General features: G+C 38.8%; 21 protein-coding genes and 4 pseudogenes. 12 read left to right on the top strand and 13 right to left on the bottom strand.

Going from position 1 to position 24023, the window contains the following annotated elements; genetic code table 11:
- A pseudogene (locus tag ACP4IT_RS11640) lies at positions 1-107 on the top strand (IS30 family transposase); the annotation flags it as partial.
- 228 nt (positions 108-335) lie between these two features.
- Here the strand turns inward: ACP4IT_RS11640 and ACP4IT_RS11635 are convergent.
- The 4 genes from ACP4IT_RS11635 to ACP4IT_RS11620 all read right to left on the bottom strand — a co-directional run bounded on the left by ACP4IT_RS11635 (position 336) and on the right by ACP4IT_RS11620 (position 4424).
- The gene (locus ACP4IT_RS11635) at positions 336-1505 is read right to left on the bottom strand and encodes an MFS transporter (protein WP_024855807.1); all 1170 of its coding nucleotides are present in this window, start codon (positions 1503-1505) and stop codon (positions 336-338) included.
- 99 nt (positions 1506-1604) lie between these two features.
- Entirely contained in the window at positions 1605-2618 is a 1014-nt protein-coding gene (locus ACP4IT_RS11630) for a polysaccharide pyruvyl transferase family protein (protein WP_024855806.1), read from the bottom strand.
- A gap of 21 nt (positions 2619-2639) precedes the next feature.
- A complete protein-coding gene (locus ACP4IT_RS11625) occupies positions 2640-4010 on the bottom strand; it encodes a sugar porter family MFS transporter (RefSeq protein WP_024855805.1) in 1371 nt (456 codons plus the stop codon).
- Between the two features lie 165 nt (positions 4011-4175).
- The gene (locus ACP4IT_RS11620) at positions 4176-4424 is read right to left on the bottom strand and encodes a GlsB/YeaQ/YmgE family stress response membrane protein (RefSeq protein WP_002831196.1); all 249 of its coding nucleotides are present in this window, start codon (positions 4422-4424) and stop codon (positions 4176-4178) included.
- A 475-nt stretch (positions 4425-4899) separates the two neighbouring features.
- On the opposite strand from ACP4IT_RS11620, the gene ACP4IT_RS11615 reads away from it, so the two are divergent.
- From ACP4IT_RS11615 to ACP4IT_RS11590, 6 genes are all read left to right on the top strand, one after another.
- Positions 4900-6639, top strand: a complete 1740-nt coding sequence (locus tag ACP4IT_RS11615) for a pyruvate oxidase (RefSeq protein ID WP_024855804.1) — start codon at positions 4900-4902, stop codon at positions 6637-6639.
- A 402-nt stretch (positions 6640-7041) separates the two neighbouring features.
- Entirely contained in the window at positions 7042-7284 is a 243-nt protein-coding gene (locus tag ACP4IT_RS11610) for a GlsB/YeaQ/YmgE family stress response membrane protein (RefSeq protein ID WP_003560515.1), read from the top strand.
- Between the two features lie 17 nt (positions 7285-7301).
- Positions 7302-7454, top strand: a complete 153-nt coding sequence (locus ACP4IT_RS11605) for a hypothetical protein (protein ID WP_080467032.1) — start codon at positions 7302-7304, stop codon at positions 7452-7454.
- A 202-nt stretch (positions 7455-7656) separates the two neighbouring features.
- The gene (locus tag ACP4IT_RS11600; RefSeq protein WP_024855803.1) at positions 7657-8655 is read left to right on the top strand and encodes an IS30 family transposase; all 999 of its coding nucleotides are present in this window, start codon (positions 7657-7659) and stop codon (positions 8653-8655) included.
- Positions 8656-8801: 146 nt separating this feature from the next.
- On the top strand, positions 8802-9095 hold the full coding sequence (locus ACP4IT_RS11595) for a hypothetical protein (RefSeq protein ID WP_024855802.1): 294 nt from the start codon (positions 8802-8804) through the stop codon (positions 9093-9095).
- Positions 9096-9856: 761 nt separating this feature from the next.
- On the top strand, positions 9857-10546 hold the full coding sequence (locus ACP4IT_RS11590; protein ID WP_035465630.1) for an IS6 family transposase: 690 nt from the start codon (positions 9857-9859) through the stop codon (positions 10544-10546).
- 202 nt (positions 10547-10748) lie between these two features.
- Here the strand turns inward: ACP4IT_RS11590 and ACP4IT_RS11585 are convergent, their stop codons facing one another.
- Positions 10749-11699: a glycosyltransferase family 2 protein gene (locus ACP4IT_RS11585; protein ID WP_024855800.1), complete on the bottom strand. Its 951-nt coding sequence runs from the start codon at positions 11697-11699 to the stop codon at positions 10749-10751.
- Between the two features lie 476 nt (positions 11700-12175).
- On the opposite strand from ACP4IT_RS11585, the pseudogene ACP4IT_RS11580 reads away from it, so the two are divergent.
- Positions 12176-13072, top strand: a pseudogene (locus tag ACP4IT_RS11580) (IS3 family transposase); the annotation flags it as partial.
- 420 nt (positions 13073-13492) lie between these two features.
- The gene (locus ACP4IT_RS11575) at positions 13493-14668 is read left to right on the top strand and encodes an IS256 family transposase (RefSeq protein ID WP_024855831.1); all 1176 of its coding nucleotides are present in this window, start codon (positions 13493-13495) and stop codon (positions 14666-14668) included.
- A gap of 54 nt (positions 14669-14722) precedes the next feature.
- Here ACP4IT_RS11575 and ACP4IT_RS11570 read toward each other — a convergent pair whose 3' ends face one another.
- Both ACP4IT_RS11570 and ACP4IT_RS11565 read right to left on the bottom strand, forming a co-directional pair.
- Positions 14723-14869, bottom strand: coding sequence for a maltose acetyltransferase domain-containing protein (locus ACP4IT_RS11570; RefSeq protein WP_426855775.1), 147 nt, complete (start codon positions 14867-14869; stop codon positions 14723-14725).
- Between the two features lie 6 nt (positions 14870-14875).
- Positions 14876-15163, bottom strand: coding sequence for a DapH/DapD/GlmU-related protein (locus ACP4IT_RS11565; RefSeq protein ID WP_225350477.1), 288 nt, complete (start codon positions 15161-15163; stop codon positions 14876-14878).
- 117 nt (positions 15164-15280) lie between these two features.
- Between ACP4IT_RS11565 and ACP4IT_RS11560 the strand changes: the two are divergent.
- Positions 15281-16205, top strand: a pseudogene (locus ACP4IT_RS11560) (IS30 family transposase).
- Positions 16206-16283: 78 nt separating this feature from the next.
- Here the strand turns inward: ACP4IT_RS11560 and ACP4IT_RS11555 are convergent.
- Positions 16284-17618, bottom strand: coding sequence for a dihydrolipoyl dehydrogenase family protein (locus ACP4IT_RS11555; RefSeq protein WP_002831210.1), 1335 nt, complete (start codon positions 17616-17618; stop codon positions 16284-16286).
- 435 nt (positions 17619-18053) lie between these two features.
- Between ACP4IT_RS11555 and ACP4IT_RS11550 the strand changes: the two genes are divergently transcribed.
- Complete coding sequence (locus ACP4IT_RS11550; RefSeq protein ID WP_024855830.1) at positions 18054-18302, top strand: GlsB/YeaQ/YmgE family stress response membrane protein; 249 nt, start codon at positions 18054-18056, stop codon at positions 18300-18302.
- 118 nt (positions 18303-18420) lie between these two features.
- Here the strand turns inward: ACP4IT_RS11550 and ACP4IT_RS11545 are convergent, their stop codons facing one another.
- The 5 genes and pseudogenes from ACP4IT_RS11545 to ACP4IT_RS11525 all read right to left on the bottom strand — a co-directional run bounded on the left by ACP4IT_RS11545 (position 18421) and on the right by ACP4IT_RS11525 (position 22948).
- Complete coding sequence (locus ACP4IT_RS11545) at positions 18421-19137, bottom strand: minor capsid protein (RefSeq protein ID WP_024855829.1); 717 nt, start codon at positions 19135-19137, stop codon at positions 18421-18423.
- A gap of 81 nt (positions 19138-19218) precedes the next feature.
- Complete coding sequence (locus tag ACP4IT_RS11540; protein ID WP_003596518.1) at positions 19219-19806, bottom strand: recombinase family protein; 588 nt, start codon at positions 19804-19806, stop codon at positions 19219-19221.
- A 121-nt stretch (positions 19807-19927) separates the two neighbouring features.
- The gene (locus ACP4IT_RS11535; protein WP_024855828.1) at positions 19928-20389 is read right to left on the bottom strand and encodes a hypothetical protein; all 462 of its coding nucleotides are present in this window, start codon (positions 20387-20389) and stop codon (positions 19928-19930) included.
- 68 nt (positions 20390-20457) lie between these two features.
- Positions 20458-20880 (bottom strand): annotated as a pseudogene (locus ACP4IT_RS11530) (SagB/ThcOx family dehydrogenase); the annotation flags it as partial.
- A gap of 763 nt (positions 20881-21643) precedes the next feature.
- On the bottom strand, positions 21644-22948 hold the full coding sequence (locus ACP4IT_RS11525; RefSeq protein ID WP_057730536.1) for an IS1380 family transposase: 1305 nt from the start codon (positions 22946-22948) through the stop codon (positions 21644-21646).
- Between the two features lie 258 nt (positions 22949-23206).
- Here ACP4IT_RS11525 and ACP4IT_RS11520 point away from each other — a divergent pair, with 258 nt between their 5' ends.
- Positions 23207-23824, top strand: a complete 618-nt coding sequence (locus ACP4IT_RS11520) for a CPBP family intramembrane glutamic endopeptidase (protein ID WP_426855768.1) — start codon at positions 23207-23209, stop codon at positions 23822-23824.
- Positions 23825-24023: the final 199 nt, after the last annotated feature.

Here is a 24023-nt window from a genome sequence, read left to right as displayed (position 1 = left end):
ATTTAACGACGACGTTACTCCAAATTAACCAGCGACCGCTTAAAATACTCGACTGGCAAACACCGTATCAGGTTATGCTGACAAATTTGTCCAAAAATTCGGATTAAATTTGCAATCTACCTTATGATAATAAATTGTTTTCCTATCGAGTCAATTTTAAAACCACCATACTATCTTGTAGCTTGCTATTTTACAAGCATAAAAATTTGGGCTGATGGTTTATTAAAATTCTATCTATCCTCACATGAAGAAGCTAACATAAATATTAAGACTTATTCTCTGGTATACTGAACCTGAATAATAATTGCCAAAATCAGTACAGGCATTAAAAGATCTTATTGATTATAGTTATACTTGATTAATATTGTTAGAACACCTATTGTGAAAACACTAAAGACGCTACCTGCAATGCCCAAACCGCTTAAGCCTACAGTGGCCACGACATATCCTCCAATTGCAGATCCGGTAGCAACTCCAACATTTGAAAAAATTGAATTAAAAGAAGAAGCTAAAACCAATGATTGGGGATAATTTTGTTTGGCAATATCGATGTAATACAATTGCATGGGTGAGTTAGAAATAGACATTGTTAAAGCCATTATGAGAATGGCACTGATTTTTAGCCATGTTAAATTTCCACTTATGAATATAAGAAAGATACTAATAGCTTGAAGAATAAAAAATTTTTTTAAATTGCTTTTCCATTTCATGTTTGCTATACGCCCACTCACTTGGTTGCTTACCAATCCACATAGTCCGTACAAAAATAGAACAATTATGACATTATTGTGGGAGAAACTTAACTCTTTAATTAATATTGGCTTCAAATAGGTATAAATGATATAAATGGCACTAAAATTAAAGACCGGGACCAGAATACCCCAGATGATTCTTTTGTCTTTTAAGATAGCTAACTGTTTGAATATATTATGTGTTCCATTTTGTGTTAAATTATGAGGTAGCAAATAGAAAACTACGATAGTAATAAAGACTGAGGCAAAAAAAATTGTCCAAAAAGTTAATCGCCAGTTAAGGTTATCACTTATCCAAGTACCTAAAGGTACACCAAAAACTGAAGCGATACTGAAGCCTGAGAACACCCAAGATATTAGCCAAGCTCTTTTTCTCTGAGGAGCAATTACAGCTGCAAAGGTAATAGCAGTCGACATCAGAGGCCCAGATGATAGGGCTGTTATAATTCTACTCATAAGTAGTACATTAAAATTACTAGCTATAGCTGTCAATAAGTTTCCAAATGAAAAAATCAGCAATAAAAAGAGCATAACTTTATGCAAAGCGATACTACCAATAGATAAGTTAATTATTGGTGTTGCAACTGCATAAACGATTGCAAATATGGTTACGAGTGCCCCAATGTTTGCGATAGAAACTCTAAAATCTGTCGATAAATTATTTATAATTCCTATTATAATAAATTGACTCAAACCCATTGTGAACGTTAGAAATGTTAATAATATGCATTGAAGGTTGATTTTCTTTTTCATATGACCACCTTATTAAGAGATACGCTAAAAAAGTTATATAAAAAGCCAATTTTTTGATTAACATCAAATGAAAAATGTTATCAAAAAGTTGGCTTTTTCCTACCGATTATGTGCAATTAAATCATGTAACTGTTTAAAATCAGGGGTAAGGTCATAAGCGTGAGTTTCGGCTTCCATGACCGCGTTTATTTGTTGTTTAATCCTTTCGGTATCTTCCTCATCGGTATAACTAACCCAGTTGATATGCTCTAGCCAATCAAAGTAAGCGTGCTTACCTTTCCCATAACTGTTTCCAAATAACAAGCAAGGTGTTCCTGTTAAAACGGAAAATACCATTGCATGCCAGCGATCTGTAATAATTATTTCCTGGTGCGAGAATAGTTCTAGTTCTGAATCAAATAATGCCTCCCGAGTAACAGGTGTTATCTTTTGTGGTTCGTCTAGAACGGTATCAACTCTTTTTACAGGGCGTTCATTTCCTAAAATATCTTTTATATTGTCAATCGTACTTTTTTTAACAACTTTTTCTGAATCATGCCGTAAAACGAATAAAGCCCCATTTCGATTGAACTTCCAGTTAACAGATTTCATATATAAAACCATATCAGGTGTAAAAATGACTTTATTGTTGAAAGTAGTCTGCATTCTATGGTAACTCTGTGCATCTCGAGCTACTAGAACTAAATTGGGGTTTTTTTGGTAAGCCTCTTGACTTAACTTTTGTTCATAAAGTCCAGCTTCATTGTCTTCAAAATGAATAGACTGTGGGAATGAGATGGTTAGGTTATCAGTAAAAGTTGAAAATACTTTTCGGCGTGCTCGCTCGTGATCAAGATAAAGATTTCCCATGTTTCCACCACCAGTAAAGGCAACAATATCTTGTTTAGTTATATATTGCTTAACAACTGGAATAGCCGCATCATCATCTTCCTCTACTATTTCAATATATTGGTAATCTGGAAACTCAGCTTCAATATATTTTCGTTCGGCTAATGATATTGCCTGGTCACCAAGATTGGTATAGCTAGGAACACCAAACATAAAAAATTTTGGGTGATTATTTTTAGGCAATTCGTGTACAACGTTATTAGGATTGATATAAAAGTTAGCCATATTATTTTCCTCCTTCTAATTTTATTTGCTGGAACTTTCCTGATAGGATTTTTTCATTTTCTCTTGATTAATAACAGTCAAGGAAAGAAATAAACTGCACCCATTTGTTATGGCAAATACAAAAAAGACAGTGGCTGTTCCTAAAGCATTAATTAGCAATGGGTAAACTAAGCTAATTGAAAAATTAGTGATCCATGTGGTTGCTGTAGCAATTGACATAAATCTAGCTTTGACACTATTAGGAAACATTTCTGCCATGATCAACCAAGTAACAGGGCTAACGATACCTTGATGGTTCGCTAAAAATAGGACAAGCATTGCTAGAACCAAAGTATTTGTAACTACCTGTGGCAGCATGTTTGTGTGCATAATAACCCCTAACAACGCTAAGAAGATAATATTACCCATTAACCCAATTTTTAACATTTTCAGATGGTTGTGATTGGCAATCATTCTGGTTCCAAAGATACTAGCGATGACAGATGCTAAGCCGATTAATATATTCGCATACAAAGAACCACGTTCTCCCATACCAACCTTTTCTAACAAGATAGTGCCATAATACATAACTGTATTAACACCCGATACTTGTTGAATCAAGGCAATAACGATTCCAATCAAGAGTAAGTAGACTAATCGTTTATTCGAAAAGATTTGGTTCCAAGTGAGCTTTGTCTCTGTTTTGATATTCTTTTTACGCCCATCAATGATCCTGTTAGCAGTTTGTTTTTTGAATCCTAGTCGATGAGCTAAATTACGTGCTCTTTTTAAATGCCCTCTTTGTACTAACCAATTAAGACTTCCAGCAATATTGAATGAATTAATCCATAAGATAATAGAGGGGACACATGCCATTAAAATCATAACGCGCCAAATTGGATCCCAGTTACCCCATAGACTGCCTAAAAGGGCATTCATAATAAACGCTACTAGTTGTCCTAAAACGATAAAAATTGCATTCTTATTGACGTTGCTAGCACGAACTTCCCTTGGGGATATTTCTGCAAGATACATTGGAGAAAGACTTGAGGCAGCACCAACAGCTAGTCCCAGGATAAACCTAAATGTGGTCATAAAGATATAATTGAGTGATAATGCGCAACATACAGTTGCCAGTGTAAAGATAACTGCAACCCAACGAAGTGTAACCTTTCTGCCATATTTATCAGCATATTTTCCACATAGGAATGCACCAAGGCAAGCCCCTAAGACTAAAGAGCTTGACACGATTCCCTGACGGGAAGGAGTTAGATTTAATTGGCTAGTCTTGCTCATAAAAGCCAAAGCTCCATTGATAACACCAGTATCATACCCAAATAGGAATCCTCCCAAAGATATGACGTAAGCACTGTAGTTTAATAATCCATATTTTCTACCACTTCTATTTTGCATAGCCAATTTGTCAACTTCTTTCAGCTTGTTAATAATTAGAGTGGCTTTACATGAAATTAAAGTAAAACATTTATAAAAAAGCCAATTACTACAGTAACTGACCAGCTAATAACAACCATGGATTCATTTAGAAGATTGTTAAAAAGTTTAACATATAGGGGAAAATTATCTTGTGCTACGACTTAAAAAGAAAGAAACTACTGCTACAACAACTATTGCGCCTATAATTGACGGAATAATGGCCATACCAGCTATATTTGGCCCCCAACTGCCTAAAATAGCTTCACCAATGGATGAACCAACTAAGCCAGCGATGATATTGCTAATCCAGCCCATAGCTGCGCCCCGATTAGTGATGGCACCAGCAATTGCGCCGATAACAGCACCAACAATTAAAACCCATAACCAATGCATAAAATTCACTTCCCCTTTTTTGAACAAACGTTACGTTCTATAATAATTACAAGGATAAATATACCCTTATCAAGGGTGTGATGCAAGGAAACCATACGATCAAAGCTGTTGAACAAATTCACAATATTTCCTGTTCATGCTATTTACTCCATAAATGTTTCAATAATAAAATAGGTATGCAGAACAATTATTTGTGTTTCATATCTCCGATCAAGTGGAATGTTCATTAACCAATTTTTGAGATTGCTAGTGTTGGGTTGACTGGGTGTCAACTTATATTATTAGCTACACCAATATGTAATTTCGGATAGATCAGTTAACTTAGCATTAGGTAGATTGTAAAATTAATCCGAACGCTGTTCGGATTAATTTTACAATCTACCATATTAATAATTCTAGTTTTTGCAATTCCATTTAAATTGTCTACAATGAAAGTAAGCTTTCTTAACATCGTTTATGGAAAGGATGACGCAATATGGCTCAAAAAGCTTCTGAACAATTAGTCGACGTCTTAATTGATTGGCATGTAAAACACGTTTATGGACTACCGGGGGATTCCATCGATACAACTGTCGATGCTTTACGCAAACAACAGGATCAGATCGGATTTGTCCAAGTCCGTCACGAAGAAGTTGCTTCCTTGGCAGCAGCGGCCGAGGCTAAGTTAACCGGTAAGCTTGGTGTCTGTCTTTCAATCGGTGGGCCAGGCGCAATTCATATGTTAAATGGCCTTTATGATGCCAAAATGGATCACGTGCCAGTACTGGCTTTACTTGGTCAAGTTGATACCCAGTTTTTAAACGAGGAATACTTCCAAGAAGTGAATACACCACAACTATTTGCGGACGTTGCGGTCTATAATAAACTAATTTCTGCCACTGACAATTTAGCTGAAATCGTTGATGAAGCCATTCGAACGGCTTATGAGAAACATGGAGTCGCAGTTTTAACCATTCCGGATAACCTTCCGGAACAAAGGGTCAGCGACCACTATATCAGTTCCGCTTCTTCTTTCCAATTGACATCACCACAAATAGATGACAATCGCCTTAATACAGCCGCTAAACTGATTCGTGATTCCAAAAAACCGCTTGCATTGGTTGGCTTGGGGGCAAAAAAAGCCGGCAGCCAGGTTGCGGCCTTCTTAGAGCAAAACCATATTCCGTTTATTTCAACGTTGCCCGCAAAGGGGATCATTGGCGACAATCATCCTAATTCGCTGGGAAATGTTGGTAAGTTGGGGACAAAGCCGGCTTATGAAGCCATGCAAAATACCGATCTGCTTCTAATGTTCGGCACAAATTATCCCTATACCGCGTACTTGCCCAAACCAGGGACGGCCAAAAGCATCCAAATCAATACCAGTGCGTCAGCAATCGGAAAACGTTATCCGGCTGATGTTGGATTGGTAGCCGATATCAAAGACGTTATAAAGCAACTTAATTCTTCTGAAACAACGATCCTCCATCCTGATGATGGTTTCTTAAAGGCCTGTCAGGAAAATGTTGCTAACTGGAATCGTTGGATGACCGGCAAACGTGAACTCGATTCCAAGCCAGTTGCACCCGAAGCATTATTTAACGGTATTAATGAAACGGCACCGCTTAATACAATTTATTCAATTGATGTTGGAACAGCCACCTCTTGGAGCGCCCGTTTCTTAAACGTATCACCAACACAAAAATTTATCTTGTCCTCTTACTTAGGGACAATGGGATGTGCATTACCGGGAGCGATTGCAGCAAAAATAAATTATCCCGATCGACCGGTTATCTCGGTTAATGGTGATGGTGCGTTTGCAATGGTCATGCAGGATTTCATTACGGCAGTTAAATACAAGTTACCATTAATTAATATCGTACTCAATAATTCAAAGCTGGCCTTTATTGAATACGAACAACAGGCCGCCGGCCAATTAAATTATCAAATCGACTTACAGGATATGGATTACGCCAAATTTGCCGATGCGGCTGGCGGTGTTGGCATTACTGCTAAAACTTCCGAAGAATTTAAGAACGCATTGAACAGAGCCTATCGGGTCCAGAATATGCCGGTACTGATCAATGCTTATGTCAGTGATGATGCACCTTTGCCGGGCAAGATTGTCGGTCAGGAAGCTAAAGGATACATGAAATTTGGCAGCCAATATCTTAAAGAAGAGAAAAAAATACCTGAACTACCACCACTAAAAGATATTTTGCGCCAATTTTTCTAAGCAAAACAAGTAGGCCACCGAATTCAAAGGAAAAAATCCCAATCACTATTTGAAGTGTCTTTTAACAAAAGCCTTTCGGCACTAATAGATATATTGCATAGTGATTTGTTGGTGCTGAAGGGCTTTTTGGTCTAAAACTCAGGATTCACCTAGAATTTATTGATAAATGATACCTGAAAAAGTTAATTTGAAATCTTCGTTTTTGACAGTTTTAAGATAGCCGTGATAATCTTTAATTAATATATGATATTTGTTTCTTTTCTAATAATGACCTAAATATTATATATAGTTGAGATATGAATGCTTTTAACTATATCCAGCTTGTCAGTGTCCAGTCATTTCATTGATACTTGAACTTAGGTCAGTAACAAATAACCATCATCACGTTAGGAGGAATTTATCATGGGCTTTATTTGGGCAATTATTGTTGGCGCCGTCATCGGTGCCTTGGCGGGCGCAATTACGAACAACGGCCAATCGATGGGTTGGATCGCTAATATTGTAGCTGGCTTAATTGGATCAGCCATCGGTCAAGCACTACTGGGGTCTTGGGGACCGAGTTTGGCCGGAATGGCACTTATTCCGTCAATTATCGGTGCCGTTATTTTAGTTCTGATTGTTTCCTTTGTTGTTAAACGATCCTAGAAAGCAGGTGAGTAACTATGGATGCATTAAAAGCTGTTTTTAAATTTATGATCGCTAGTACCCTCATTGTGAGCGGTGTCTTATTGGGTGGTACACTTTTCGCAACAAAAAAGATTGATATTTTCGGTGACAAGCTTCAGAATGAAATTTATGGTTCAAAGTCAAATTAAAAATTTGGAATTTAACAAAATGTTTATTCAGTACCCTTTATTGAAATAAAAAAGCTATCCGTTTTTTCCGGGTAGCTTTTTTATTATTTTAAGGACGAATTTACAATTGAAGTGCAACAAGTAAGAAAATAAAAGAAGACTCATAGCCTGAGTCCTGTAGAATGAAGTCACCACAACAATCATCTAAAGGAGTTCTTAGGCTATGAGTCCGTACACCCATCTTACCCTAAAAGACCGTGAATGCATACTGTTAGGTGTGACGCTACACCATACCTATCAAACCATTGCCAATCAAATCGGCTGTTCTAAGGCCACTGTGTCACGAGAAATTAAACGAAACGGCGGTCGAGGTGCCTACTCCGCCGTAAAAGCCCAGAAAAACTATCATAAGCGGCGGTTAAAGAGCCGTCGCCCTAGGTTACTAGAAGACCTAAACCTACGCGACTTCGTTCTTCACTGCATTCTTCAACGACAATGGTCGCCCGAACAAATCGCTGGTCGTCTATCATTTGAAGGTAGTAGTTGGCACATCAGTCATAACACGATTTATCGCGGAATCGAACAAAATAATTTAGGCGTTAAGCGTAAAAAGCATGGGACTCGAGGATTCGCACGAAAGTTACGACACCGCGGGAAAACTCGTAAGGTTAAAGGAACTGTCAACGAACGACGTGGCCGTTTTAATGATGTCCCTTCAGTTCATGAGCGGCCAGTATCGTGTGAGAACCGGACCCGCTTTGGTCATTGGGAAGGCGATACGGTTCGGGGCAAGGTCGGGCGCTCAGCCTTAGTAACGCTGGTCGACCGTAAGTCACGTTATCTTCTATCTCAACGCGTGCCAAAAGTGAACGCCAAGAACGTGACGCAAGCGATGATTGACCTCTTGCATACCGTCACACCTCAACGCGTTCGCACACTTACACCAGACCGAGGAACCGAGTTTGCGGGGTATCGTGAAGTCGGTGAGGAGCTTGATATCCCGGTCTATTTTCCAGATCCACACGCACCAAAGCAACGTGGGACCAACGAGAACACCAATGGTCTTATCCGAGAATATTTTCCCAAAGGAACCGACCTCGACAAGTTGACCGATCAAGATATCAACAAATTTGTCAGAGATTTAAATAATCGCCCACGTAAGGTCTTAGGCTGGAAGAGTCCATCTGAAGTTTTCTTCGGTAAAAAGTTACGCTTGATTTGACAATTCGTCCCCCCAAAAAAGCCCCATTACCGTTTTAGTAGTGGGCCTTTCTTTTCCTCGGTTCCTTGATTATCCAGAGCGGGGTGTTAGAATAAATTGTAGAAAAGGCATTATCTTCAACGCATTTTCGAAAAGGGGAGTTTATTATGAAAAAAATTGTACTTTATAGTTCCATGATTGGAGTAGGATTATTTTTAGGTAGCGCAGGAGTCGTTAATGTTTCAGCAGATTCTACAGCGAGTGCTATGCAATCCAGCTTAAGCACAAAAATAAATTCAGATACACAGACGAACGTTAGTACTGAAGGAACAGAGAGCAATAAATATTCTTCAAATGTTCGCTATAACGTGGGAACTGTTGAGGAGGCAATTGAAGAAGCGTCTAATTCTAATGAGGTTATAACATCGAATCCATCAGATACTATGCTTCTGCTAAATTGAATAGCCTTGCCGCATACAAAAAAGCAGGTTATAAAAACATTACGTACAGTAAATGGACTGGAACTCACAATTTTGCTAGTACAAAAGCAAAGCGAGCAGCAAGTTTTGCAGCACAAACACTTGCAGGCTTTATTCCTGGGTGGCAGTGGAAGACTGCACTTGTCGCATACGATGCTGTTCAGGTCTTCAAGTCACAAAATGCTGATGTATGGCCAACATACAATTTACGTTTAATTTCAGCAACTGCGCCTAGAGGAAATCGGGCAATTATTGGACAGGAATCCGTTGTAAAATACTACTCAAATAGTAAGCGCACGAATTTAAAGAAGACTATTCACAAAACAAACTGGGTAGGATAAAGGAGTAATATGAGAACCGATACTATTTTTTCAATAATCTATTTCGCTTTGTTTTCTGTATTTTACATTGTTGGAATACCGAAAATTTGTTTAGTCCTCTACATGATCTTTGGCATTGTTGGCTTCATCTATTTTGATCACTACGAAAAAAAGAAACGTAGAAAATAGCATTTAATCTGTAGCATATTACGAAGACTGGTCGAACTTTAAAAAGTAGCTACTGCTATTGTTTAAAAGAAAGGGCCGTGACATAATTAGTCTCTTTACAACGAATAGGACGAGAAACCGATCTTTGGTTTCTCGTCCTATTCGTTTGTCCTTGAAGTTGGTTACCAGGGTTCTGGTGCAAAAAATTCAGTTTAACTTATTTTGGGTATAATTAGCCTAAAAGGTGAGGTAGATATGATGAAAAATTATTTTAAAGGTCGGCATTTCCAACAAGACATTATTTTGGTAGCTGTTGGTTACTACTTCAGATTTAATTTGAGTTATCGTGATGTCGTTGAGATTTTACGTGATCGTGGAATTACTGTTCATCATACAACGATTATGCGCTGGGTTCATCACTACGGACCAATCTTTCAGGTGTTGTGGCGTCGGCATAAACATTCAGCTTCTCAAAGTTGGCGAGTGGATGAGACTTACATCAAGGTTAAAGGTCAATGGTGCTATTTGTATCGCGCCGTTGACAATCAGGGATTAACGCTAGACTTTGAGTTACGTAAACATCGTGATTATCAGTCCGCTTACCATTTCTTGAAACGATTATTTACGACCGATGGTCGTCCCAATTGTTTGGTAACTGACCAATATGGTGGAACTTTAAAAGCCATTAAGCAAGTGATTAAAGACGGCTTATTGGAGAAAGCAAATCATCAATGTTCCAAATATCGCAATAATCTAATTGAGCAAGACCATCGATTCATTAAACGACATCGGGTTCGCTCAGCTGGTTTTCAAACCATCCGAACTGCCGCTAAAACTTTAGCCGGGGTTGAAGTTGTCCATGCGATTCGAAAAGAAACCCGAAGAAATGGTAGTTTCTTCGGGTTTTCAGTAACCGCTGAATTGAAGCAATTATTGATAGCGTAAGCTGTCAATATCCAAGAAAAGTTAGTTAATGTGCATTTGTTTTAAATTTTGCACCAGAACCAAAAATTTGATACTAACTTAGGTTGTGCAAACTTTTTGTCAAAATGAACAAAGAAGTCAATATCTTTATCGTCATATAGATTAATAACTTGCTGAAGCACTCCGGAATCCTTCATTCCGGCAACTAAAATAGCATGTCTCATTACTTTATAATCTTCCATTCCATCAGAATATTCCTAAACCTGGTTCGAATAGAAAACAACTTAAACTTAATTCTAATTTTTTCAAGAAAACTAAACTTAAACAAAGCCGTTCTACTTAATAAAAATCCTTCAACCCACTTAATTACTTCACTATCTCTTTGGATAAGGCTTTGTGCATAAAAATATAACAACAGATTTTTCCCAAATTTTCGACCATTTTCAACATCCGAAGTGCATTCTTGCATAATGCTCTGCACAGACTTCCATTGAGATTCGAACGCCTGTATTGTGAACGTCCGTGTGATAGATTCCTCTTGATGAATATAACTGTACATACTAGGGGCCTTTGTATCGAAAAATACTGAAATCTGATTACGTTTCGACATTCGAATCCAAGCAAGCAAATCTTCAGCATAATTAATGCCGTCTGTAAATAAATCTCCGGTCCATAATTGCCTGTAAGAAATACTTTGACAGAACCATCCTTGTAACCTACCAGTTAGTAGCAACGTAGAAAAATTAAATCCCGAAAAATCAGGCAATTCAACCCTTATTTTGTGATTCGCAGTTACTTCATAAACAGGTAAAAACACAACATCTGCTCGACTAATTTTTATTGCTTCCACATAAGTCTCGATAAATTTTGGTTCAAATTCATCATCAACGTCCGCAAACATAACATACTTACCACGTGATGCTAAAACTCCAACTCTTTTTGCAGATGCCACTCCCTTGTTTTCCTGTTTTTTTAAAACTATCTTGTCAAAAGACACATTTTCCATGAAGTTTACAGAATCGTCTCGTGATCCATCATCTACAAACACGACTTCAAAATCCTGATAAGTCTGCGCTTCTAGCATCTTGATTATCTTCGGCAGAAACTTTCTCCCATTAAAATTTGTAATGACGAGACTAACTTCAGGCCTTTTTACAGTTTCAGTTTCAAACATCATTTTTCTCCCCACGTTTTAAGTTGTCTTTTCACATTCTTCAGTAGATAATAAACCTGTGGAAAATGAAGAATAGCCTCCTTAGAAGCCCAAAACTTGTTATATTTCTTCCAGTTTTGATTCTCTATCCAGCTGCCGGAGTAATGGATGTAAGCTGATTCCTGAGACAACTTTTAAGAGAGGGTATAATGAATAAATCGTCTCTCAAAAGGAAGGAATTTTTACATGCCAACTCGTTACGACAAAGAATTCAAACAAAACATTATCAACCTATATAAGTAAGGCGAATCAGCTGCCCAACTGGCCAGAGAATATGGCATTGGCTATTCAACCGTTCATAAGTGGATCCAGGGCCAGGCCAAAACTCAATCCGGTAAATCGCCAGACGAAATCAAAGCGATGGAAAAGCGACTGGCTTCGCTGTTTGAGGAGAACGAAATCCTAAAAAAAGCCATGGGCTTCCTTGCGCAGAAGTAACCAATATCTTTGATTACATTCACCAAGAAAGCCATCACCACCAGGTAACCAAGATGTGCCGAATCCTCGGTGTTTCCAGAGCTCAGTATTATCGTTATCGATCCCCCAAACCTTCAAAACGCCGGGCCGAAGATGCGGACTTGAAACAACGGATTCTGCGGATCTTTGCGGAATTTAAGCAGCGATACGGTGTTATTAAGATCCACCATGAATTGAATCTGGAACTTCAACCACTGCAGCTTCGGTGCAGTCCACGACGGATTTCCCGGCTCATGAAGGAACTGGATATCCACTCCGTTACCGTCAATAAGTGGAAAGCGGCTTCGGCTTCCAAAACCAAGGTTGAACAGCGTCCCAACTTGCTTAAGCAGGATTTCTCGACCACTGGTTTAAATCAAAAATGGACCGCTGATATGACCTATATTCAAACGAAGCGTAATGGCTGGTGTTACTTATCAACCATCATGGACCTGCACTCACGACGGATTATCGGCTATTCGTTCTCAAAAAAGATGGATACTGATTTAGTCTTAAAGACCCTTGAAAGCGCGGTTAAAAATCGAACCATTACTGGGGAACTGATTATCCATACGGATTTAGGATCACAGTATACCAGCGATAATTACAATCAACGTTTAACTGAACTACATATCCGCCACTCATACAGCCGTAAGGGTTGTCCGTATGATAATGCGCCAATGGAATCCTTTCACGCTTCCCTCAAAAAGGAATGTGTTTATCCAGTGCCGGTCTTTGAAGATTATGAAACTGCCGCTGCCGTCCTTTTTGAATATGTGCATGCTTTCTACAATAGGAAGAGAATTCATAGTTCACTGGGCTACCAGACCCCCTTACAAGTTGAAATTGCAACACTTACGAGCCAAATGGCCGCCTGATTTAATGCTTTCCAGGGTTCAAATAAGTTATTAATCGCGATTAATAACTTATTTGGGCTGTGGAAGGTAAACGCGGTTCTGAATGTCTCTTAAAATCTGTCTCAAATATTGACTTCAATCCACTAATACCACTAAACAAAATCCCTGACAAAATCATCAGCCAAACATTTCGACGAACAATAAGCCAGAGTCTTCTCAAATCAATCACATTATCCATATGATACACCTTTTATATTTGCGAATCTAATTAGTAGATTCGCTTTTTATCATATCCATATTTAAACTATACCACGTAAAATAAATGAGAGCGTAAAATATCTTGTGTAAATGCATAAAAGATTTCTGAATTGTATAGAAATAGGGAATGCCTTCCCTTATGATATTTAGTAACCACAGAAAACATCACAGGAGGCATTCCCCATGAATGAACTTACCACAGAAATTATCGCTGCACTAGCCCAAAAGCAAGATTTGGACGAAGTTTTTCGTCACCACCTCGAAATTGCGATTAACCAGCTGCTTCAAACCGAATTGGCAGAGTTTTTGGGTTACGAATGCTACTCATACGCTGGGATTAACACTGGTAATAACCGCAACGGCAGTTATGAGCGCTCGTTTGATACGAAGTACGGCCAACTTAACTTAACCATTCCTCGAGATCGCAATGGCCGGTTTGAAAATCATACCTTGCCAGCCTACGGTCGGCACAGTGATAATTTAGAAACAACGGTCATTCAGTTGTATACCAAGGGAATTACCACTGCTGAAATTGCCGAACTCATTGAGAAAATGTACGGTGCTCACTACTCCAAAGCCACGGTTTCCAACATGATTAAAGCCGTCAATGAACAGGTTCAAGCTTTCCAGCAACGTCGACTGGCTTCACAATATGCGGCCATCTTCTTAGATGCCACTTACTTGCCGTTAAAGCGGGATACCGTTCAAAAAGAAGCCGTTCATATTGCGATTGGCATTCGTCCAGATGGTACGAAAGAAGTGCTGAACTACCAAGTGGCGCCAACGGAATCGACTGGAATCTGGACTGAACTGCTGGGAACCTTGATCAAGCAGGGCGTTAAAGATGTGCTGTTGTTTGTGGTCGATGGGTTAGTTGGTTTGGATGAAGGCTTGAATCGGCATTTCCCTAAAGCCAAACGACAACGTTGCCTGGTTCATGTTGGGCGGAATCTGATGAACAAAGTTCGCGTAAAAGACCGCAAGGCCGTGATCAGTGACTTTAAACAAGTTCATCGGGCCGCCAACCGTGAAGCAGCCGAACTGAAACTGAATGAGTTCGCCAACAACTGGCATCAGACCTATCCCAAATTAATCAAAGATCTGCTTAAAATGCCGAATTTACTCACTTTCATGGACTTTCCACCAGCTATCCGGCAATCACTATACTCCACTAACCTGATTGAGAACTTTAATAAGCATCTCAAGCGCACCACCCACCACAAAGAACAATTTCCAACGGAAGATTCACTGGATCGCTTCCTGGTTTCTCAGTTTAATGTTTATAACGAGAAGTCTCTGAAGCGGATCCACCGAGGGTTCAAAGGACTCCAGGACACCTTGGAAGCATCATTTATTTAAGTTAGATACATATTATATGTACGAAGGCATTTCATTTACACAAGATTCTTGACGCTACCGCATTGTCTCACTACGTTTCTTATCATCAGTTTGAGTGTTGATTTCCTGAATCATTTTTTTACCACGGGCAATCATCTGTTGTAATTCAGAATCTTGATAGTCATATTCCTGACCGGCCAATAATTTTTCATGTTCTGTCATAATATTTTATCCCCTAACGTCCCTAATTTTTTTAGCTGGTGATCCAACTACGACACTATTCGGTGCTACATCCTTGGTTACTACTGAGGCTGCTCCAACAATTGAATTCTCGCCAATTGTCACTCCAGGAAGCACTGTAACACCAGTTCCTAGCCAAACATTTTTTCCAATATGAATCGATTTTGTAATCAAAGTTTTTCTTTCCGTAGGAGCTTCTCCATGATTTACCGTTATCAAAGCCACCCTTGGACCCAACTTAGTACCTTCATCAATCCAAACACCACCTAAGTCCATGAAAAAACAATCTTTATGGCAGATTGTAAAATTTAAGTTGAACATTTAAGTGGACAGAAAAACCCATCAAGGTCTTTAATGGTGTTACCACACAATCCATTAGAAAGAAGGACCTTGATGAGCACCACTATTTTATCATTCCAGAACCGTGTTGTCATTGAAACGCTTCATAATGAAGGACGTTCCTTGCGATACATCGCTAACTACTTAGGCTTTAGTAAGACCACCATCTTTAACGAACTTCACCGGCTAAATAGTGAGTATCAAGCTGAACTAGCGCAAACTGACTTTGAACGAAAGGTTAAGTCAACGGGGACGAAAGTCTTCGCTTACTAAAAACCTTAAACACTTGATCGAGGAAAAGGTTCAAGTCCGGAAGTGGTTCCCTGAACAAGTTGCCCATGTGGTGGGGATTGCCTACAAGACGGTCTATAACTGGATTGATCAAGGATGGCTTGATATACAGTTGCCCGATTTGCCTGATCATGGAATTCGTCGTCATCGTGCTAAAGAAAAGCGTGGTACGTTCAATCACGGCCGCTCCATTGAGGAGCGGCCTCATAAAGTCGAAACTCGCCAGGAATTCGGCCACTTTGAAGCTGATACCGTACTTTCTGGTAAACGTAAAGGTCAAGCTGTGGCTACTTTTGTGGAGCGTAAGAGTCGCCTGACAATTGTTAAACGGCTCCATGGTCGCGACAGTCAGTCCATGACTCAAGCCGTACTTGAACTAGCTAGTCAACTTCAAGACAAGCTCAAGACGCTTACCGTAGATCATGGTAAAGAGTTCGCTAACTATCAGACAATTGAACGGCGAACTGGTACACAGGTTTATTTTGCCCATGCCTATTCACCGCATGAAAGAGGCAGTAATGAGAACCGTAACCGAGTTTTGCGGCGCTTTATTCCCAAAGGCCAAGCCATTGAAGAACTAAGTGATCACCAATTGGTTCAAATTAATGGGTATTTGAATTCACGGCCACTTAAATGTCTTAATTGGCATACACCAATCGAGATCTTCTTGCTTAATTTACGTCATTAAATTCGTTCAAGTTATTTCTTGCAATCTGCCAAATAATAAAAAAATGCCGAGTCTCCTTAAAAGAGGCTCAGCGTTTTTTTAAATCTGTGACCAGACGTCCGCTCCCAAAGTAGGGAAGAGAGGTACGATGCGGCCTAGTTGTTCAGCTGTATATTGAAACTCAATTGCTGGTAATAAAACGTTAATTGCATCGGCAGCATGTTCACTAACTTCAGCTGCTCCTACAAGATGATGGTCTTGATCGTAAATCAAGGTGTTATCACCAATTGTTTCCTTATCAACTTGGCGGAACCATCCGTCAGGAAGATGATTAGTTTTAATGGTGTAATCAGGATTTTGCTGAGCTTCTTCGACGCTCATACCAACCTGTGCGATTTGTGGTGAGGTAAAGACAATGGTTGGGATGGGCGGATAGTTGATTGCGTCAGTAGTCTTTCCTGTGAAAAGTTGGGTTAAATAACTAGATTCAAAGATCGCAGTCGGGGTGAGCTTAGGCTGTTCTTTATCAAGCACATCACCAGAAGCATAGATGTTATCAATGTTAGTTTGAAGATGATCGTTAACTTCGATCCCGTTAGCATTGTAACTAACGCCTACTTCGTCTAATCCGATGTTTTCGATGTTAGGAATTCGTCCGGTAGCATCCAAAATCCAGTCGGTGGTGAGGGTTTCGTGATCGTTATAAGACACGGTAAAATGAGAACCGTCTTCCTCAAAACGATCCACCTGAGCGTTGTAAATGAACTTCACCCCTCGTTTTTCGAGGTCGGCAATGACTTGTTTTACGTAATCTTGATTAAATTTGCGCAACGCCCGATTATGGCGTAAAAGTACAGTGACGTTCGCGCCGGCAGCATTGGCAATCGTGGCAAATTCCATGCCGATATAGCCCGCGCCAATAATTACGATATTTTCAGGAAGCTGTTTGAGGTTCATAAAATCGGTACTGTCATGCGTAAGTTCTGAGCCCATAACATCTAGATGGTGGGGACGTAGCCCCGTTGCAATCACGATTTTGTCAGCGGTGTAGCGCTGTTGATCCACTTCGATGGTGTGAGCATCAACAAATTTTCCACGACCGTGAATAATTTCGATGTCAACAGAGTCGAGTAAACCAGTAATCATGTCCGGCAAGCCGTCGATGACTTCGTGTTCATGTTCTACATTGGCAGTCCAATCCAGCTTTAAGTCACCATTTACAATGCCATCAAGGCGTTCTTGGTGGCGTAAAAGTTGAACCGGGTTGTCCAGCGTAATTTTCGCGTTGCATCCACGGTTTGGACAAGTTCCCCCGATTTTGTCCGCTTCGATAATGGCGACTTTTTTACCACTATTAGCTAGTGGAACCGCCCCGTCGAAGGCACCATGCCCCGCGCCTAAGTACAAAACATCAAATTGATAACTTTCAGTCATTTAATTATCTCCATCCTAAATTTAGGTGAATAAACAATTACCATTGTTGGTACGAGCATAGCAGAGGATAGGTGCGAGTTGCAAGCGATTGCAACTGAAGAGAACAAAAAGCAATCCTTAACTTTAAATAAGTGTAATAACTAAATCGATTATTCTTTAACGCCTTTAATTGAGAAAAAAGCAAATCAAAAATTCCTATTTTAAAAAGAATGGCACAATCGAATAACTTGTATGCAAATATTCAATTGCCTATAATTAGATTTAGAAGGATGCAATTTAGATAATGGAGGATTTCATATGAAAAGATTTAGACTTTGGTCAAAAATATCAATTATCATTTCTATATCTCAACTTTTATTAGCCATTTTTAAAGAAATTCAAAACTATAACAAATCTAAAAAACATCCTTCGAAAAATAAGAGAGGATGATGTTTTATGCATTGGTTATGGGTTTTAATTATTGGTGCCATCATTGGTGCTATTGCTGGAGCAATTACTAGCAAAGGAAAATCAATGGGGTGGATTGCTAATATTGTTGCCGGATTAGTTGGTTCCTCTATTGGAGAAGCTGTACTCGGATCTTGGGGCCCTCAATTAGCCGGAATGGCAATCATTCCTTCAATTATTGGAGCAGTAATTGTTGTTGCTGTAGTTTCTTTCTTTGTCGGTAAATTAAAGAATTAGTTTTTAAGCTTCATTTAAGGTTCTTATACTAAATTATAGATGCTAACTTAGTTAGCCCCCCTCGACTTTGTTGTGAGCGAAGCCAATTAATAATATTCCTGACCCACTTAGTTTTAAACTAAGTGGGCTTTTTTTGTTCCTTAAATACCCTATCAAGTTCACCAGACAGCAGATTCCTATCTTCATCACAGGCTACCAGCTGGCAACGACACCTTGGATGAGTATCCGTGACTGGAATCGGTGCTTGTCCATAGGTAAATGTTTGTCTATCAAGTGGTTCACAAATATCACAAACACGATCATCTTCCTCGGTTAACCACATCACATACTGAACATTCTGTTCATCATACGCTCTATTCTTACCACCGTTGCTATTGCGTATAGCTTCATTAGTTGTTAACGTATGAATTCTGGATAGCATTTGGTTCATAGGCGTTGCTAAATTGTCATCAATTCGATCACCGCTTTGAGGAATACTGCGGGTCATTTTATTGATGTCTGATTTTTTCATGCGGCGACTCAAACCCTTGTTCAGGGTTTCTTTCATTCGTGTCGTCATGAAGTCGCCATGCACCCAAATTCGTTGAGAATACTCAGCTTGGTTGGCTACTTTATCTGGAACTGTTGATAGTTTATTAGGGCTTGAATTATTATAGCCATTGATATACTGCTGTTTGAGTTCATTAACTGCAAATGATTCACTTTTTGCTGTAGCAATATTCATACCGGCGCCAATCATTGCACCCAACATATCACGCCGAGAAATAGATGCTTGGGCAAAGATTGCTTGCAAGCGTTTAGACAATTTGTCACTAGGACTAGCGTTAGCTAGCATTTCATCAATTGCTTGGTAAAAGGTAGATTGTAAAGAAAATAGGGACCCTTTCAGTTAACATGTGCTAACCAAAAGGGGGCCCTATTTTCTTTTAATACCGTATTTCACACGGTATCGAATAAAGGTCGTCCGTTTAATACCTGTATTTCGGGACACATCAATGTCACTCATGCCAGCTCGATAAAGCTTAAAAGCATGTTGCAAACGGGGATCATCTTTGGCATATTGGGGTTTGCGCCCATGATATTTACCCTGCTGCTTAGCTAAGGCAATCCCTTGTTGCTGGCGCTCAATGATTCGCTTACGTTCACTTTCGGCCTGATACTTATAGAGTTCAATAATCAAGTTGGTCATCAGTTGACGTAAATTTGGGTCAGCAATCCCGGTCATGGACGGTAAATTCAACACATCTAGGGTGGCACCCTTATTTTGAATGGAGTTCATGATCTTAGTCAAATCATGGTTGTTTCTGCCTAAGCGATCTAATTCAGTGACCATTACAATATCACCCTCACGAATATAGGCCAGCATTTTTTGCAGTTCTGGCCGATTAGTGTTAGCCCCACTTAATTTATCCGTAAATAATTTATCAACGTCTTTTAAAGCCGCTAACTGTCGATCTAAATGTTGCTCCTTGGAACTCACACGCGCATAACCGATTTTAGCCATTTTCAATTCTCCTTTTGGACAGTTCTAATGAACACTTGTAATTCCTAGTATAGCACAGAAATAAAAAAGACCATTAGGGTATACCCTAGTGGCCGTTTTAAATTACTACAATTCACTATTATCATTTTGAAAAGTGCTTAAAGAACAGAACGATGAAAAAAATAGGTGCAAACAAAACAAACAGCACGCTCATAACCAAACTTTTAAACAAACTGTATCCCCAACCAGCCGCATTACCGTACGTTGCCGTTTCACTCATGGTATACTCCCATGGATTTGCAGAAACTCCATTTGTCGACCACTTTCTATCCCTATGATGTTGAGACCTGTCTTGATGGTGGATATCAAGTGCTTTTTGCTTATAGGTAACAATTTGGCTATTATCAGATTTGAACCATGCATTATAATGAAGCCTGAAAAATGGTAAAATAAGCAATGTTGAAAAAAAATATAAATCTGATGCCATAAAGTCGTACTTAAAAGGATAAAGAGAAAAACTTTTCTTGGTAAAAAATAGAATGACCACCAAAGCTGCGGCTCCGACAAAAAAATAGCCCAGCATTTTTAATATCTTTTTAAACATTAGCTGTCTCCTCCCATCCACTTTGAATGAAATACTACTGATACGCTTGACTGAAAAAATGACAGAAACTATTCGCCAACAAAGTTTTCATACAATAGAAATCTATTTTTATGCGGAATTTTTAAAAAATCAAAGAACTCATCATCTAAAAAAGCACCAGATGCTGCACACTCAACTCCTAAAACGGTAGATACTAAATATAAATTTTGTGAACAGCGTCCGGCTTCAATGTTCATAAGTCTATATGCTCGATTTCCATACTTAAAAAAAGAAAATTCTCCATTACCCACGAAATGTACTGAAAAATATGAATTTGTTGCTTGACTCATTAGCCCAGTAACGTACTTATAGTCCTCCTGTTTGAATTCTTGGGAAACAGCTCTCAGAACATTGCAGTATGGATCATAAAGATATACACCATTTAAAATACTTTCAACATTATTGACGATTACATAAATTTCTATTGTGTTTAATTCTCCCTCAGTAGGAAAAGTATACCGATACTGGGTGCCCTTTCCATTATGCTCCTATCCTAGTATTTGGTACATAAATTTCTGAACAGTTGTGCCATAATTAATAAAACAAGATAGGAGCAATATGCGATGCTAATATGCAATTTATTCTAGATGATGTTTTAGAGAACATTCAGTTTTATTTGGGCAATACGGCCATTACTTCGAAAAAAATAAGGGAGTTTATCATTGATACACATCTCCAACAAATGTTTGGTGACATCGAAATTTTACTTCACAGTAAAGTAGGCGACCTTTCTACAGGTCAGCAAAAAAAATATCCATTCTTATTTGTTTACTAAAAACCCCCGATCTTTTAGTACTCGATGAACCAACAGTCGGATTAGATGTAACCAGTAAGAGCTGTCTTACTCAATTTTTAAATGGTTACAAGCTAAATCACATAGTTCTAATAGTTTCTCACGAACCGATTTTTGAAGAAATTAGCACTAAAACAATTAATATATCGAATTAGAATAGGAGGACAAAAATGATTAAATTAAATAGGTGGCAATGGGGTAGACAGCTACAATGGGGAATAGTTTTATTTGTTATATCCTGAATTATTCATACCTTCCAAAAAAGTCGTCAGTTTTCATGTTTTTCAAAAACTGACGGCTTTTGATCTTGCTTACTATGTATTGAGACTCTAAATTTTGATGGTATCACCTAACGGTGAGTCATTTTTGAATTTTTGGGTGCACTTGTCCCTTGATCGTACAGAATTTTTTTTTAATTGGGGCTATTTAATAGCCTGAATACGCTGTAATACCTGATAAAAGAGTCGATGATAAACGTGATGAGAACTCAGTCGTAACTGGATTCGTCGACCGGTAAACACAACGCGGGCAGCGACTTTGAATAAACGGATTCGTAATGTACTAACACGCAATCCGGTCTCTGTTTTAGGTAGGGCTATTTGCTTCATAAAATTGATAATATTGTACGCTAATACACTAACCATCATACGGGCAGCGTTGGCGGTAAACGTTGAACTATCAGTCTTATCAAAGAAGAAGCCCTCTTTGGCTTCCTTGATATAATTCTCCATCTGACCACGCTTATGATACAGTTCAAATGCTGCTTCTGCGGTTAAATTTGTCAGATTAGTCACAATAAATTCATGTGAAAAGATCAATTCGCCAGCTACACGAGTTGACTTAACGTATACTTGACGCGGTTTAGGCCACGAAGTGGCCTGATAAGTTGCTGAGTAATAGTGAGTTTCGGTTTCATGCCACTCAGTTGTGTCGCTTATCTGTACAAACTCTTCTGCCAAGTTGTGTAGTCGCTTATTACGTTTGAGGCGAATAATGTAAAAGACATCATCGGCCTCGCAGGTATCATAAACAGCTGGTGTGGCGAACCCGCTATCACCGCGAACCAGAATATCAGTTTCTGGCAATTGGTCTTGATAATGTTTTAATAACGGTTCTAAAAAGGCTTTTATATCTGTACTGGTATAGGCATTACCAGGCCGTAGGATGGCTTTCAGGAGATTACCATCATTATCGATAGCTAGTAATGGATGATACCCCTCCGAGCCATAATGGGCGTTATAGTCAGTAGCTTCTTGATTGCCATAAGTGTCAGAATGGGTTGAATCAATATCAATAATGGTGGTCGTCTGATTAGTTAGCAGTCGAGCTTGATCAATAAGAGCTTGATTTAAAGTCTGGAAGGCGTCCACACCTGCGGAATCGATACGTTGCCAGAAACGGGATATCGTCGCTTGTGAAGCTAAGGCTGGTTTGTCCAATAAAAGTTTAAACAATGGTTCTGCAACCAATGAGGTTGCAGCAGAATCTGTATTATAACCGGCAATGATCTGCAGAACCAACTGCATCAAGATACTTGAATTACTATGTCGGCAGTATTGTCGATGGTCGTTGAACTTCAATAGATTGTCAGCTAAGTTCGTGAACTGAAACTTTGCCATCAGTTCAACACACAAGGTTAGGCCACCATCAGAAGATAATTGACCGCCGGTATGCGATGCTAGAATGTTTTTATTGAAACTAAATGCCATTTCCTGTACAGTTTTCATTATAGAGTCCTCTTCTCTTTATAGTGTCTTTTGGTCGAGTTAACTATACCAGAGCTGAGGCTCTTTTTCTGCACTTAAAAGGTGAAAACGTAAAATCCCCATCAAGCACTTGAATCATGTGTTTGATGGGGATTTTGGAGTTTCTGGTGAATAATTCAGGTTATATTTATCTTTTTAAATTTATTTTTTTTTGACACAACAGCCTACTTCAAAAGTATATCCAATCTAGTCTTTTCATTGATTACCTTGATTATTTTTATGATCAGTACTGGTTCAGCCAAGTTTACAGAAAAAAGATTCAAACTCACAAAACAAATACTCATATGGGTTAGTATCTGCCTAGTAGTCACCGTATCCGAAATGCTAATTTACAATATTCCAAATAATATTTACACGGTCTTCACTCACTCACAGTTTTGGACAAATACTTTCTTTGCCTTGTCTGCGGCAATTTTTGAGGAATCACTTTGCAGAGGCCTATTTTTTTCTGCTTTCGTAGGATTGGGCATTTATAGGAGCTCCAAATTTAACATAACCAAATCGGCGATTTACTCTTCATTTCTGTTTGGTGCACTTCACAGCATTAACCTTTTGTCAGGTCCTGTTACAATTGTTCTACAGCAAATGTTTTCTGCAATAGCAATTGGCACACTATTCGTTGTCATTCGCGTTATAACTAATGGCCTATTTTTCCCTATCTTGATACACTTTATTTTAGATTGGGGACCATTAACGACTTATTCTTATGACACTGGTGGTAGCTGGGTATTGACTCTGACCATATTCACCATTATCTTTTTGGTTAGCACTAAAACATTATCCTTGGTTGATCAACAATTGCAACATCTTCAGATTGAAATTGAAAAAGTTAAATAATATGTTTGTTTAATTGTTACATTTGTTAATATAAGGCTTAATACTACGAACGATTTTTCTAAATAGTAAATTCTATAATTAAGGTAGATTGTAAAATTAATCCGAACGCTGTTCGGACAAAAAAGATCAGCTTCCTTTAAAATGGTGTTTACCACAAACCCATCTTTTAGGAGCTGATCTTTTGTCTAGTATAACCTAT

Origin of the sequence: Levilactobacillus sp. LN180102 (assembly GCF_050106635.1) — a bacterium.
GTDB lineage: Bacteria > Bacillota > Bacilli > Lactobacillales > Lactobacillaceae > Levilactobacillus > Levilactobacillus brevis.
Note: the sequence above shows the minus strand (reverse complement) of the source record. Positions and strands in the feature narration are given on the sequence as shown.

What these genes read in the sequence shown, in the direction of transcription:
- ACP4IT_RS11520 (WP_426855768.1), top strand. Translation starts at nt 23,207, where the DNA reads ATGATCAGTACTGGTTCAGCCAAGTTTACAGAAAAAAGATTCAAACTC.
- ACP4IT_RS11630 (WP_024855806.1), bottom strand. Translation starts at nt 2,618, where the DNA reads ATGGCTAACTTTTATATCAATCCTAATAACGTTGTACACGAATTGCCT.
- ACP4IT_RS11535 (WP_024855828.1), bottom strand. Translation starts at nt 20,389, where the DNA reads ATGTTTAAAAAGATATTAAAAATGCTGGGCTATTTTTTTGTCGGAGCC.
- ACP4IT_RS11615 (WP_024855804.1), top strand. Translation starts at nt 4,900, where the DNA reads ATGGCTCAAAAAGCTTCTGAACAATTAGTCGACGTCTTAATTGATTGG.
- ACP4IT_RS11540 (WP_003596518.1), bottom strand. Translation starts at nt 19,806, where the DNA reads ATGGCTAAAATCGGTTATGCGCGTGTGAGTTCCAAGGAGCAACATTTA.
- ACP4IT_RS11605 (WP_080467032.1), top strand. Translation starts at nt 7,302, where the DNA reads ATGGATGCATTAAAAGCTGTTTTTAAATTTATGATCGCTAGTACCCTC.
- ACP4IT_RS11595 (WP_024855802.1), top strand. Translation starts at nt 8,802, where the DNA reads ATGAAAAAAATTGTACTTTATAGTTCCATGATTGGAGTAGGATTATTT.
- ACP4IT_RS11585 (WP_024855800.1), bottom strand. Translation starts at nt 11,699, where the DNA reads ATGTTTGAAACTGAAACTGTAAAAAGGCCTGAAGTTAGTCTCGTCATT.
- ACP4IT_RS11590 (WP_035465630.1), top strand. Translation starts at nt 9,857, where the DNA reads ATGATGAAAAATTATTTTAAAGGTCGGCATTTCCAACAAGACATTATT.
- ACP4IT_RS11635 (WP_024855807.1), bottom strand. Translation starts at nt 1,505, where the DNA reads ATGAAAAAGAAAATCAACCTTCAATGCATATTATTAACATTTCTAACG.
- ACP4IT_RS11565 (WP_225350477.1), bottom strand. Translation starts at nt 15,163, where the DNA reads ATGGACTTAGGTGGTGTTTGGATTGATGAAGGTACTAAGTTGGGTCCA.
- ACP4IT_RS11570 (WP_426855775.1), bottom strand. Translation starts at nt 14,869, where the DNA reads ATGACAGAACATGAAAAATTATTGGCCGGTCAGGAATATGACTATCAA.
- ACP4IT_RS11555 (WP_002831210.1), bottom strand. Translation starts at nt 17,618, where the DNA reads ATGACTGAAAGTTATCAATTTGATGTTTTGTACTTAGGCGCGGGGCAT.
- ACP4IT_RS11625 (WP_024855805.1), bottom strand. Translation starts at nt 4,010, where the DNA reads ATGCAAAATAGAAGTGGTAGAAAATATGGATTATTAAACTACAGTGCT.
- ACP4IT_RS11575 (WP_024855831.1), top strand. Translation starts at nt 13,493, where the DNA reads ATGAATGAACTTACCACAGAAATTATCGCTGCACTAGCCCAAAAGCAA.
- ACP4IT_RS11550 (WP_024855830.1), top strand. Translation starts at nt 18,054, where the DNA reads ATGCATTGGTTATGGGTTTTAATTATTGGTGCCATCATTGGTGCTATT.
- ACP4IT_RS11525 (WP_057730536.1), bottom strand. Translation starts at nt 22,948, where the DNA reads ATGAAAACTGTACAGGAAATGGCATTTAGTTTCAATAAAAACATTCTA.
- ACP4IT_RS11610 (WP_003560515.1), top strand. Translation starts at nt 7,042, where the DNA reads ATGGGCTTTATTTGGGCAATTATTGTTGGCGCCGTCATCGGTGCCTTG.
- ACP4IT_RS11620 (WP_002831196.1), bottom strand. Translation starts at nt 4,424, where the DNA reads ATGCATTGGTTATGGGTTTTAATTGTTGGTGCTGTTATCGGCGCAATT.
- ACP4IT_RS11545 (WP_024855829.1), bottom strand. Translation starts at nt 19,137, where the DNA reads ATGCTAGCTAACGCTAGTCCTAGTGACAAATTGTCTAAACGCTTGCAA.
- ACP4IT_RS11600 (WP_024855803.1), top strand. Translation starts at nt 7,657, where the DNA reads ATGAGTCCGTACACCCATCTTACCCTAAAAGACCGTGAATGCATACTG.